The organism is Candidatus Magnetominusculus xianensis (assembly GCA_001541255.1).
In the GTDB taxonomy this organism is placed as follows: domain Bacteria; phylum Nitrospirota; class Thermodesulfovibrionia; order Thermodesulfovibrionales; family Magnetobacteriaceae; genus Magnetominusculus; species Magnetominusculus xianensis.
This window is the reverse complement of the sequence record LNQR01000103.1, coordinates 17,539-29,600: the sequence shown is the minus strand read 5'-3', so window position 1 is coordinate 29,600 and position 12,062 is coordinate 17,539. Positions and strand designations below refer to the sequence as shown.

Here is a 12,062-nt window from a genome sequence, read left to right as displayed (position 1 = left end):
GGAGAACAACCATGAAAAATGTAGAAATGACTCTCGAAGGAAATATGTTAACAATTAAAGTAGATATTACTAAGGAGTTTGGGTTGTCGTCATCGGGCAAGACCATTATAATCGCCTCTACGGAAGGAAACCAGTCCGTCTCAGGGGCAGAGCAGGTGAAGATTGGACTTAATGTTTATAAAAAGAAGTAGAGACCATCATGCTAAGATGTAAAATATCGGGGGTGTAAAATATTGGGCATTCCCTCGGCGGGACAAAACACAGGCCGCCTGGGGATGAGTGCCTTACTAGGGTGCCGAATCGAAAATAAAATTGGAGCGCTACGTAACAAAATCAGCAGAAGGCATACCCAGATGGTACCCCTGCCCGTAATTCACGCCTATCTCCCCAATGATTTCCATTATTTTCTGGCTTTCAATAAACTCAGCAATGGTCTTCAGCTTTAACTTTGAACATAACGTCTGGATACTCTCAACAAACGCATAATCTCTTACGTCGCCTGTGGCCAGCTCCTTGATAAACTCGCCGTCTATTTTTAGGAAATTAACGGGAATATACTTTATATAATAAAATGACGAATACCCGCTTCCGAAATCATCGATTGCCAGATTAAACCCGTTAGATGTTATGGTTTGTATGAATTCCTGAATTTTCGATAAATCTCCAGCCGCTTCCCGCTCTGTTATCTCAATAACTATCTCAGACGGGGTCAGATTATTGGCCTTTGCCTCTTCTATTACGAACTCCAGAAACAGTTTATCTTTGAGTTCCTTGCCCGAGAGATTAATAAACATATAGTCGTGGTTATCTTTTTCTTTCTTATATCTAAACGCCTTTGAAATTATCTGCCTGTCGATTTCGAATATCTTTCCGATTCGTTCGGCCATATTAATAAATTGAAATGCCTGAATTATCTTGCCGGAACTGTCTTTTAATCTGGCAAGGACCTCATATCCTGCTATGCGTCTGCTGGGTACATCAATAATAGGCTGAAAGTATGGGATAAAACCACTATTGTCTATACCCTCCTGAAGGATATTAAACTTCTGCGTCTGCTCTTTCAAAGAGTTTTTAATCTCATTGTCTGTCGGTACAAATATCTTGTTTTTGCCGAGTTCCTTGGCCTTGTAGAGGGCTGCGTCAACTACCAGCATAAGTTCGTCACGGTTTTGACCGTGAGTTGGAAACTCAACCAGTCCTATGGATGCCTTTATCGGGATTATCTTTTTGTCCGGAGTCTCAATCTTTTTGTGTGCAAATGAATTTTTAATCTTTTCTGCTACAATTTTGCCACTGACAATATCTGTTTCGCTTAGTATGACTGCAAACTCATCACCGCCAAGCCGCGCCACAATATCACCATCTCTGAGTGAGTCATTGAGTGTGCTTGCCACTTCTTTCAAAAACAGGTCTCCAAACGGGTGACCGTAGTTATCGTTTATATACTTAAAATCGTCTAAATCCTGCATGAGCATAGAAAACTTGTACCCCTTTCTCTTAACGCGCAGGACTTCGTACTCAAGAAAGTGCTCAAACATTCTCCTGTTATACAGGCCTGTCAGCGGGTCATGTCCGGCGTAAAACTCAAGTTCGCTTATTGCCTTGGAAAGCGCTCGCGCCGAGCCGGTTACCATTGTCATGATTGAAAGCAGGGATTCTATTATATCCCTGTCTTTAGTGTCTATTTCTTTTTCATGGAACATCCCTATGCCCAGTATGCCGCCTATGCCCGGTGTATCTGTCAGGTATTCATGCGTTTTTATTAAAATATCTTTGGGGGCGTTTTCTAACTTTTCTGAGCCAAGCAGTACATCAACATATTCCATAGGGATTGTATCAAGTATGTCTGCAATTTCAAAATATCTCCGTATTTCTACCTGCAGCTTGTCCTTAATACGCCCTTTGCTGTCATCGTCTATATCTCTCATAAGAAACAAGTATGCCTCAAGCTTCTTATTCTTAGTTTCAAATATGTTGAAATACACATCAAACTGGTAAATACCATACAAATCCTTAATGATTTCCTCTGCTCGCTTTTCCCAGTTTATAACGTTCTCCCTGGAGAGGACTATCTTCATTAAAACGGCAGTCAATTTCTCAAGAATGGTCGAATCTACAGAGCTTTTCTCAAGGGCATCTACAACACGGAGTGATTTAAACAGGCTGTTTTTTATTGTCGTCTTATTCTCTACTATAGATTTGTCTAACAACCCCATCAATATCTTAAAAAATTCTACCAGCTTTACCAAATCAGAGGAAATCTCTTCGTTATCCACACATTTTTCCTTAAGTCTCTGCGTAAGGTCGCGGATTGAATATATTATGCCGTTGACCAGGAAATCTTCACGTATCAAATTCTCAAGGACATTGCCGTTTTCTCTGGATATCTGGCATCTTAGGGCATCAAAATTCAAGCCGCTGTCACTCATATCAAATCTACCCCGCACTTAAGGTCGTATATCCATTTTAAGAAATCCTCTTTTGCCTGTCCGCGAAACAAGTAACCATGCTGCGGGGCAATCACCTCGACATCGTAGGTCTCGACTTCTTTAACCCATTTCCTCAGTGCCTTGTTACATGACATGTATCTGGTATGAAAAGGCTCGATGCAGTGCAGCACAGACTGAAAATCATCGGCAAACACTGAATCATTGCTGCAGGGCAGGACAGCAGCCCCGATATCACCGCTAAACAGCACCTTAGACACAGGGTCATAGTAGTTAAAATGCCCCGGTGAGTGCAGAAAGTGGGCAGTGATTACGTTTATCTTGAAATCGTCGCCAATGATAACCTCAGTTGCACCATCGTGTATTCCGACAATATTTTCCATGTTTTTAAGCTCATAATGCGGGATGAAACGAATCCAAAGGGCTGATACATATATCCTGGCATCTGTGATTTGCTCCCAGACGTTTATACCTCCGCCAACATCAGGGTCCTGATGAGAGAGAAATATCGCCTTGATATTCTCCATTTTTGAGTATTTCAGCACTCTGGACACAAGAATTGGAAACATCCCAAACCCTCCCGGGTCTAACAAAACGCTGACCTCATCATGGCAAATCATATACTGGTTTGAAGGAATGCTTTTTTCGTCTGCTGAATCTGCAAAACCGATCAATATATATTTATGTCTGCCGTCATCATATAATACCCTGTCCATCCAAACCTCCTTGTAGCAACAGTCACAGTAATATAATACTATTAACTATTTTATTACAAGAAAAAAAATAAATGTGCCGCACCAACTTGAATAATAGCTTACCCGATGAGCTATTACTTAAACAAATTGATATATTCCTGCATGAGATAAATCCGGTTGCGGGAAAATCCGGTGATTTCCTTAAGTATGCCAATCCTGTGCATCATCTCCGCCACGAGTGTGTTTGCCGCCGAAATTGAAATGTTAAGATATTTAGCAGCGTAAAAACGCTTAAAGCCGGTTTGGAAAACAATTGCATTAATAATTTATTTGCCAGCTTTGCCCTGCGGCCAAGTCCTTTAATTTGTTTTTCGCAGCGCGCCCGCAGAGCGATAATTTTCTCGAACGTGTCCTTACTTTTTTTGCCGTTTCAATTACCGCTGAAAGGAAAAAGACAATCCATTGATCCAAATCATTACGTTGACGTACAAACGTGAGGGCGTCATAATAAGCCCCTTTATATCTTTCAAAGAAATCCAAAGTGTCGGTTTTCGTAAAATCCCAAGCTCAATAAGATGAAGCCCTATTAGCATTCGACCAACCCTGCCATTGCCATCGTTAAATGGATGGATTGTCTCAAACTGGTAATGCGAAATAGCCATCTTTATCAGAATTAGGCATGTGGAGTCTGTGCCAAAAGAATTCAAGGTCTTTAAGAAGTTCCGGCAAATCATGAGGATGAGTCGGGATAAAAGCGGCCGTTTGAATACTCGTGCCGCCAATCCAATTCTGTGATGTGCGCACCTCGCAGGGCTGTTTATTTTCGCCGCGAACACTGGACAATAAAATCCTGTGAGCTTCCTCAAAAGCCTCGTGGTATTGTGCCCACGTAACGTAAGGGATTTTGCACGATCTAAGGGGATACTGGCTAAAACTGACTCAAAGGTTTGACGCAATGCCAGTCGCATCGCTGCGGTGTGCATTTCGATATGTTAGCTATTGTGCGATGCCTTAACCTCGCGGTATGACTCCCGCAGCAGATATCGCGTCCACTACATCTTACCATTTACGGGTAATATTGACCCATCAACATACATAGTGAGTACACTATCTATTACATTATTATCAAGCTATAAATAAAATATATTTTATATATTAGTGGCTACTTATAGTTGTCTTTTGCTCTAACTCCTCTTCCAATATGGTTTTTAACAGCTTTTCGTCAGGAACATCCGCTACAAACAAAGATTTAAATATACACAAGTGTATGTTGTATTAAGGCAGTGAGGCTGTTCAACAACTGTATCAATCCTGAGAAAGTAGAAGGTGATATTGAGTTTGGATCCCCCGTTAAAAGAAACCATATGTACTTGGCCGAACGAGTTTCACGCCGCTTTAGTTATTTTTCAATTCTTTATATATCTCTAAAAATTGTGACACCGTATTTTTAAACGCATTGATGACTTGCGGGTCAAAGTGTTGGGGCATCACGCGACCGTCTCCTTCTGTCAGGATTTTATATGTGGTCTCTGCGTCGAAGGCGGGTTTATACACGCGCGGGTTTATCAGGGCGTCATATATGTCGGCAAGGGAGACGATTCTCCCCTCCAGCGGTATCTGCTCCCCTTTCAATCCATTGGGATAGCCGCTTCCATCCCATTTCTCATGGTGCGTCAGGGCTATGCTTGCCGCCATTGACAGCCTGTAGTGGCTGCCTATTATCTTTGCTCCGTATGCGGAATGTCTCTTCATCTCCTGCCACTCTGCCGAAGTCAACTGGCCTGGTTTTTTCAGGATTGCCGTAGGTGTGTGAATCTTTCCAACGTCGTGAAGCGTTGCCTGCAGCCTGATAGTCTGGATAAATCTCGTATCCATGCCAAGATACTCTGCAATCGTTGCAGAGTAACGCCCAACTCGTAATATATGATTTCCCGTGTCTTCATCATTGCTCTCTGCCGCACGCGCTAGGCTGTATACCATGTACTCAAAGGCATCCTCTGTCTCATGTACCTGTGAGGAGAGGTTCTTCAGAAACAGGCTCTGCACTACAAAATTATTCAGCACCGAGGCATCATACGAAGACACTGTGTAGCCATAGTTCAAGGCAAATATACACAACGAACCGCTTACATAGGAGACAACATTGTCTATCTGAATATGTGTCTTGCGTATTTCATTTAAGAACGCGGCAAGTTCCGGGCTGTCCCCAGCGTTTAGTACCGAGGTGGCAGAGCTGCCCCGGTCCGGCATCTTCAGGAGCGTTTCATATCCGCCCTCCAGTAACTGTGTCTCTATTGTATTGGCGGCATACTTGTATATGTTCCACCGCCATGTGTTGTCCTTGTCGTTACTGATTCCTACTATGAATGCCTCTGGTCTTGCATCATCTTTCGTCTTTTTTCTTAATGTCTGTTTTATTATTTCGTCTATTGATGCATGGAAATCGAAACTCACGGGGTCAAACCTGTGCATCAGCTCCCCGCCATATGTCGTCAGCGTGACCATGTCATTGTAGGCAAAGCTCAACCGGTCATTAAGTTCCTTCATCTGAATAAGCATTCTGACGCGGGCCAGCACCTCTGCAAAATTAAACGGTTTGCTTAGGAACTCCTCTGCCCCCGCCTCTATTCCCTTTATGCGCTCCTTCTTGTCCGTGAGTGCAGTCATCATTATCACCGGTATATGCCTTAGTTTTTCATCCTTTTTGATGTACCTGCATACCTCAAAACCATCCATTCCTGGCATCATTACATCCAAAAGCACAATGTCTACGCGGGTGGTGCGTATCACATCCAGTGCGTCTTGTCCATTTGATGCCATGAGCATTTCGTAACCCTGCGGCTTCAAAAAGGCATCAAGAAGCTGTAAGTTTACTGGTTCGTCATCCACACAGAGGATTTTCTTATACTTATTTGTCATGACTGAGATATGTACTCCTTTACGATTTCCGGTAACTGTCTCGTATCTATTGGCTTGGATATGTAGCCGTCAAATCCGGCCTCAAGTATACTCTCCCTGTCTCCTTTCATTGCATACGCGGTTACGGCAATTGTCTTGATTGCCTGTGTTACGGGGTCGTGCTTCAGGATTTTCACAGCCGTAAGCCCGTCCATCACTGGCATCTGTATGTCCATAAATATAAGCGCTGGCAAGGTCTCTTTGGCTGCCCGCACAGCCTCCTCTCCGTTTAGCGCCTCTATAACATCATAGCCGTAATAGCTCAGAACTGACCTCATCAGCAGCCTGTTGTTTTCGTTTTCCTCGACTATCAGTATCTTCTTAGGCGTCATATCTCACTGCGGCAGGCACTGTGAAATAAAACCTGCTCCCTTTGCCATACACGCTTGTTACGCCGATTGTACCGCCATGCAGTTCAATCAACTTTTTCGAGAGCGCCAGGCCAAGCCCTGCCCCCTCGTATCTCTTTGTATATGACGAATCCAGTTGTGTGAACTCTGTAAACAGCCTCTCTATGTCTCCCTCCTTAATCCCGATGCCTGTGTCTTCAACCGCAGTTTCTATGTATGCCCCGCCCTGGTCAATAGCCCGCACGGTTATCCTCACCGTGCCGCCCTCGTGTGTAAATTTTATAGCATTGCTGAGTAAATTGTACAGTACTTGTTTTATCCTAAGCTCATCACCGTCCATTAGCGCATCGGTTTGTGTTTCTGCCGATAGCTTTATGCGTTTAGCCATAGCCCGTTCCTTAAACATGGCAACTGATGTGCTTAGCAGCAACGCTGTGCTGAAGTTAGACCTTTCAAGCTCTATTTTGCCAGCCTCTATTCTTGACAGGTCCAGCACCTCGTTTATGAGGGCAAGCAGGTGGTTTCCGCTGTTTAGCACATTGGTTAAATAAAGCTCCTGCCGGGCATTGAGGTCTCCATAGAGTTTATCTATCAGTACCTGCGTAAAACCTATGACTGAGTTCAGCGGGGTACGCAGTTCATGGCTCATGTTGGCCAGAAAGCCGGACTTGGTCTTGCTTGCCGCCTCGGCCAGGAGTTTGGCCTCTTCAAGTTCCTTTGTCCGGTCTTTGACTTTTTGCTCAAGTTTATCGGCGTATTCCTTCAGCTTGTCTTCCATGTGTTTGCGCTCTGTTATGTCGTATGAAAATATCCTTATCGTCTTTCTGTCTTTCAGTAAATGAACATATTGAATAAACGTCTTATCTTTTATGTCAAGCTCACAAAACGTACAGTCTTTATTTTCTGACTGTAGGCTCTCTATGATTTCGTTCAGCCGGGGTGGGATGAGCTGCGATTGATCTAAATTATCTGAGCTAATCAGGGCCTGTGCCGCAGGATTAATATATGTTATCAGTGGCTGCCCGCCGTGAATCTGCAGACCCGTTATGGGTGATGGGTTTTTTTCAGGGAACGAGGCAAGTATCTCCATTTCGTGAAACGAGCTGTCAAGGGCGTCTGTCATTACGTTGAAATATTTGGCAAGTCTGCCTACTTCGTCATTGCTTCTAATGTTTATCCTCGTGTGAAAGTCCCCGTCGGCGACATTTCTTATCGCATTGATTATCATCAGGAGCGGTCGTGTGACAACAGCCCGTGCTACTAATATGGCAAGTATAACCATGAAGAAAAAAAATACCGCCATATAGAGTTTGAGGCGGTATAGTGCCGCAAGTTTTTGCTTATAATCCGCCTGTACGTATACGGTAAATGCCTCCAGTGCCCCGTCGAGTTCTTTGACCGCCTTTGCGTCTTTTGCGTCTGGTCCTGATGAGTTTAGGGCATTCCATCTGTTGAACAACTCCTCTGACATCTGTCGTGCCCTTGTGTCTCTCAGCGGGTGTAATCCGGCAGTGGTGTTAATATTCCCTGAGACCGCAGCGTATATATTTGAATCTTTGGCGGCGCTCTCATGAAGCCTCCATCTCAATTCACCTGCCTTCTGCAGCCATAATGAAATATTGTTTATTTCGAGAGTACTTCTAAAATCATATAAAAAACTCACGCCAAGCATTATCAGGCAAAACAGCCCAAACACCATCAGCTTTGTATTGAGCGATACAAATTTCACATTGTTAAACATGTTTATCTCGCTGATACCCGTAGCGGGGTTATGTCTTCAGAGTTCCATCGGCCATTACGTATGTTATATCTGTTTTCTTAGCAAATGCCTCGTTGTGTGTTACGATAACAAACGTCGTACCCTTCCTGTGGTTAATGTCAAGCAGCAGGTCAATAAGCATCTCGCCGGTCTTTGTATCCAGATTGCCCGTAGGCTCATCGGCAAGCACTACCAGGGGGTCAAGGATAAGGGCGCGGGCTACTGCCACACGCTGCTGCTCTCCGCCTGAGAGTTCCCCTGGTCTGTGTAACAGCCTGTCTTTGAGGCCAAGCTCACCTAATATTGTCCTGCCGCGCTCCCGCAGTTCATCTGTGTTTAGCCCGGCAATAAGGCCCGGCATTATTGTGTTTTCTAAGGCGGTAAACTCCGGCAGCAGGTTGTGAAACTGAAATACAAAGCCGATGGTCTTGTTCCTAAAGGCGGCAAGGGCCTTGTCGTCAAGCTCAAAGACATTCTTGCCGGTATAGGACACCTCGCCCTCTGTTGGTCTGTCCAGCGTACCCGTGACGTGAAGGAGGGTACTTTTGCCCGCACCAGAGGCCCCCATGATTGAGATTATCTTTCCCTTTTCAATAGTCATGTCCACACCGTTTAGTACCGCTAAGGGGCCTGCCTCGGTTGGGAACGACTTTCTGAGATTAGTGATTGCTATCATCTGTGGAGTTGTCCTGTATCACTTCAGCGGCCTTGTTTATCTTCTTAACCGCTTCTTTTGTCTTTTTGTATGTCCCCATGAGGGCGTGCATACGGCTGCCTATATCATCGGCCTTATCGGCCATCTTGCTCATAAAGACCTTTGCATCGGCGGCGGCATACTCAAGTTCATCTCCAAACCACCTGAACGAATCCCCGCCATAACGATATGCCACAAACAAAAATAATGCCGTCGCTAAGAATGTTATCATTATAATCCGCCCGATTAACTTAAACAACTTATTCGTACCTCAACGGTTCTATTGGATTAAGTCTTGCCGCCTGATACGCAGGATATATGGTCGATAAGAAACTTATCGTCAGCGCAGAGGCGGCAACAAGCGCAAAGTCCATGAGTTTCACCTTCACAGGCAGATGGCTTAAGTAGTACACATCGGCGGGGAGCTTGATTATCTCATAAGAATCTAGCAAAAAGCAGGTTATCGAGCCGCCGACAAGTCCAATTGTCGTCCCTGCAAGCCCGATAAACAGTCCCTGAATCATAAATATCCACATTATGCCGGTGTTTGTCGCCCCCATAGTCTTAAGTATGGCTATCTCGCGCTGTTTTTCCATTACGTTCATAATAAGTGTGGATATTATGTTAAACGCCGCAACCAGTATAATCAGGGTCAGAATGACAAACATGGCGAATTTCTCCAGCTTTAGCGCTGAGAACAGATTCCTGTTCATCTGCATCCAGTCGCGGGCGTTGTATGGGTATCCTAGTGATTTACTAATATACGTGCGCACGGCCTCGGCCTTGTATATGTCATCGATTTTGACCTCGATGCCGCTTGCAGCATCGCCGATGTCAAAAAACTTCTGCGCCGACTGTATCGAGACCATCGCAAGATTGGAGTCATACTCGAACATACCGACCTCAAAGACCGCCACCACCCTGAACTTCCTCGCCTTTGGCAGCATACCCAAAGGCCCTATGTCGCCCATCGGTGAGATGATATTTATCTCGTCATCCACAGAGACCTCTAAATTGGAGGCAAGTTCCTTGCCCACCACTATGCCGTTTTCAATATCATCGAGGGCGTTTACAGAGCCATGTTTTACGTACTTGCCGATGTCTGTGGTGGTCTGCTCAAGGGCGGGCAGCACGCCGCGAAGGTAAATCCCCTGTGCCCTTTTCTGCCGCGCTGCCATTGTCTGCCCTAGTACGAACGGGGAAACGGCCTTAACATGCGGCATTGCCTTTATCTGGTCTGCAAGTTCTCTGTAATTTTTTATCCTCCCCTCGTAGCTCAACACTATGATATGTGTGTTGACGCCAAGTATTTTCCTTTGAAGGTCTTCGTGAAAACCGCTCATCACTGACAGCACGATGATAAGGGCCATTACGCCAAGCGCCACACCGCCAATGGAGATGACGGTGTTAAAGGAAACGCCCCTGTTTTTTTTCCTTGATTTGGAATAACGCAGGGCTATGAAAAACGGGTAGCTTAATTTCACTGTTCAAATCACTGTTCTGGTTTTAGCTGGGGAAACAATATAACATCCCTGATTGAGTGCGAGTCGGTAAGGAGCATAACCAGGCGGTCAATGCCGATGCCCTCACCCGCGGCTGGTGGCATCCCGTACTCAAGCGCCCGGAGGAAGTCCTCGTCCATAGCGTGAGCCTCTTCGTCGCCCATCTTTTTTGCCTCGGACTGCGCCTGAAACCTGCCCCTTTGGTCAATTGGGTCGTTGAGTTCTGAAAACGCATTTGCCAGTTCTCTGCCTACGACGAATAGTTCAAATCTATCTACAAGCGCAGGGTTGTCCTTTTTACGCTTTGCCAGCGGTGAGATTTCAACAGGGTAGTCGGTGATAAATGTGGGCTGAACAAGGGTCGGCTCGACTAGTTCTGAGAATATCTCATCAAATATTAATTTCCCTTCGGGCAGGTCCTTTGGTATATTGATGCCGTGGCGCCGTGCCCACTCAACAGATTTCTCCGGGTCACGCGCTGTGCCCTCCGGCAAGCCCTTTTCTTCGAGTGCCCCGAAAAACGTAAGCCTCTTCCAGGGCGGCGTAAGGTCTATGTCAAGTTCGCCGTATTTGAATTTCAAGCTGCCCACAGAGCGAAGCGCTGCATCACATATCAGCTCCTCTGTGAAGTCCATCAGAAATTTGTAATCCTTGTAGGCAATATAAAACTCTATCATCGTAAACTCTGGGTTGTGTTTCGTGGATATGCCCTCGTTTCTGAAGTTCTTGTTTATCTCGAATATTTTGTCATACCCGCCGACAAGCAGGCGCTTAAGATAAAGCTCCGGTGCGATACGCAGGTATAAATCTATGTCAAGTGCATTGTGAAACGTCTTAAACGGTTTTGCCGCTGCCCCGCCTGCAATCGGGTGCATCATCGGGGTCTCTACCTCGATGAAGCCCTTAGTCTCGAGGAAATCCCTGATAGCCTTAATTATCCTGCTCCTCATGGCAAAGGTTTTCTTTACAGCAGGATTTACTATTAGATCGACATAGCGCTGCCTGTACCGGGTTTCGACATCAGTCAGTCCGTGCCATTTTTCAGGAAGCGGGCGCAGCGACTTCGACACTATCTTAAATTCGTGAACCTCTACGGTCAGCTCCCCTGTTTTGGTCTTAAATAATCTCCCTGAGACGCCGACTATATCGCCTACGTCAAATTTTTTTATGATGGGATATTTATCCTGCAGGATGTCTCTGGCAAAACACAACTGAATCCTCTCGTCCGAGGCGTCGGCAATATGAATGAAGGCCAGCTTTCCAAAATTTCTCATAGCAAGGATTCGTCCGGCAACAGAGCATCTCAGGTTGGCGGCCTCAAGTGTGTCGTGGTCTGATTCGCCGTGTTTATTAATGAGTTCAGCGGCGTAGTGAGCTGCGCTGAAGCCCTCGTCATATGGGTCAGTGCCGATTGAGCGCAGTTCGCCAAGTTTCTTTTTTCTCTGTTCTATAAGTTCGTTTATCTCTTCCATAGTACCCGCAACCACTGCAATATTCGTAAAGGCATGTATACACTCCTCCTTTGGCTCTCAAAAGTGATTATATCATATTTTAGCCGTTTCTGTCCTTCCTGTAGTGGCAATAAAAATTCGCTTGACATTACATATAATAACATGCTTATATATGAATGTGTGCAAGCATGTTATAACTTAAATCA

Annotated in this window: 11 protein-coding genes; 1 reads left to right on the top strand and 10 read right to left on the bottom strand. The window is 45.2% G+C overall.

What is annotated here, in order from left to right; all coding sequences use genetic code 11:
* Positions 1–11: 11 nt before the first annotated feature.
* Entirely contained in the window at positions 12–191 is a 180-nt protein-coding gene (locus ASN18_RS13610; protein WP_085053332.1) for a hypothetical protein, read from the top strand.
* Between the two features lie 129 nt (positions 192–320).
* On the opposite strand, the gene ASN18_RS13605 is transcribed toward ASN18_RS13610, so the two are convergent.
* The 10 genes from ASN18_RS13605 to lysS all read right to left on the bottom strand — a co-directional run bounded on the left by ASN18_RS13605 (position 321) and on the right by lysS (position 11,877).
* Positions 321–2,429, bottom strand: a complete 2,109-nt coding sequence (locus ASN18_RS13605) for a putative bifunctional diguanylate cyclase/phosphodiesterase (RefSeq protein ID WP_085053331.1) — start codon at positions 2,427–2,429, stop codon at positions 321–323.
* On the bottom strand, positions 2,426–3,163 hold the full coding sequence (locus ASN18_RS13600) for an oxygen-binding di-iron domain-containing protein (RefSeq protein WP_085053330.1): 738 nt from the start codon (positions 3,161–3,163) through the stop codon (positions 2,426–2,428). The genes ASN18_RS13605 and ASN18_RS13600 overlap by 4 nt, the downstream gene beginning before the upstream one ends.
* Before the next feature lie 413 nt (positions 3,164–3,576).
* A complete protein-coding gene (locus ASN18_RS17625; protein WP_236861758.1) occupies positions 3,577–3,804 on the bottom strand; it encodes a Fic family protein in 228 nt (75 codons plus the stop codon).
* 733 nt (positions 3,805–4,537) lie between these two features.
* Positions 4,538–6,061, bottom strand: coding sequence for an HD domain-containing phosphohydrolase (locus tag ASN18_RS13590; RefSeq protein ID WP_085053328.1), 1,524 nt, complete (start codon positions 6,059–6,061; stop codon positions 4,538–4,540).
* The gene (locus ASN18_RS13585) at positions 6,058–6,432 is read right to left on the bottom strand and encodes a response regulator (RefSeq protein ID WP_085053327.1); all 375 of its coding nucleotides are present in this window, start codon (positions 6,430–6,432) and stop codon (positions 6,058–6,060) included. Before ASN18_RS13585 ends, ASN18_RS13590 begins: the two co-directional genes overlap by 4 nt.
* Complete coding sequence (locus tag ASN18_RS13580) at positions 6,422–8,191, bottom strand: sensor histidine kinase (protein ID WP_085053326.1); 1,770 nt, start codon at positions 8,189–8,191, stop codon at positions 6,422–6,424. Before ASN18_RS13580 ends, ASN18_RS13585 begins: the two co-directional genes overlap by 11 nt.
* A 28-nt stretch (positions 8,192–8,219) precedes the next feature.
* The gene (locus ASN18_RS13575) at positions 8,220–8,885 is read right to left on the bottom strand and encodes an ABC transporter ATP-binding protein (protein WP_085053325.1); all 666 of its coding nucleotides are present in this window, start codon (positions 8,883–8,885) and stop codon (positions 8,220–8,222) included.
* Complete coding sequence (locus ASN18_RS13570; protein WP_157073004.1) at positions 8,869–9,135, bottom strand: hypothetical protein; 267 nt, start codon at positions 9,133–9,135, stop codon at positions 8,869–8,871. The genes ASN18_RS13575 and ASN18_RS13570 overlap by 17 nt, the downstream gene beginning before the upstream one ends.
* A 28-nt stretch (positions 9,136–9,163) precedes the next feature.
* Positions 9,164–10,387, bottom strand: coding sequence for a lipoprotein-releasing ABC transporter permease subunit (locus tag ASN18_RS13565; RefSeq protein WP_085053323.1), 1,224 nt, complete (start codon positions 10,385–10,387; stop codon positions 9,164–9,166).
* A gap of 8 nt (positions 10,388–10,395) precedes the next feature.
* The gene (lysS, locus tag ASN18_RS13560; protein WP_085053322.1) at positions 10,396–11,877 is read right to left on the bottom strand and encodes a lysine--tRNA ligase; all 1,482 of its coding nucleotides are present in this window, start codon (positions 11,875–11,877) and stop codon (positions 10,396–10,398) included.
* Positions 11,878–12,062 lie beyond the last annotated feature (185 nt).

Bases quoted from the DNA above. Each gene is read 5' to 3' on its own strand.
- ASN18_RS13585 (WP_085053327.1), bottom strand. From the start codon at position 6,432: ATGACGCCTAAGAAGATACTGATAGTCGAGGAAAACGAAAACAACAGG.
- ASN18_RS13590 (WP_085053328.1), bottom strand. From the start codon at position 6,061: ATGACAAATAAGTATAAGAAAATCCTCTGTGTGGATGACGAACCAGTA.
- ASN18_RS13600 (WP_085053330.1), bottom strand. From the start codon at position 3,163: ATGGACAGGGTATTATATGATGACGGCAGACATAAATATATATTGATC.
- ASN18_RS13610 (WP_085053332.1), top strand. From the start codon at position 12: ATGAAAAATGTAGAAATGACTCTCGAAGGAAATATGTTAACAATTAAA.
- ASN18_RS17625 (WP_236861758.1), bottom strand. From the start codon at position 3,804: ATGGCTATTTCGCATTACCAGTTTGAGACAATCCATCCATTTAACGAT.
- ASN18_RS13580 (WP_085053326.1), bottom strand. From the start codon at position 8,191: ATGTTTAACAATGTGAAATTTGTATCGCTCAATACAAAGCTGATGGTG.
- ASN18_RS13570 (WP_157073004.1), bottom strand. From the start codon at position 9,135: ATGATAACATTCTTAGCGACGGCATTATTTTTGTTTGTGGCATATCGT.
- ASN18_RS13605 (WP_085053331.1), bottom strand. From the start codon at position 2,429: ATGAGTGACAGCGGCTTGAATTTTGATGCCCTAAGATGCCAGATATCC.
- lysS (WP_085053322.1), bottom strand. From the start codon at position 11,877: ATGGAAGAGATAAACGAACTTATAGAACAGAGAAAAAAGAAACTTGGC.
- ASN18_RS13575 (WP_085053325.1), bottom strand. From the start codon at position 8,885: ATGATAGCAATCACTAATCTCAGAAAGTCGTTCCCAACCGAGGCAGGC.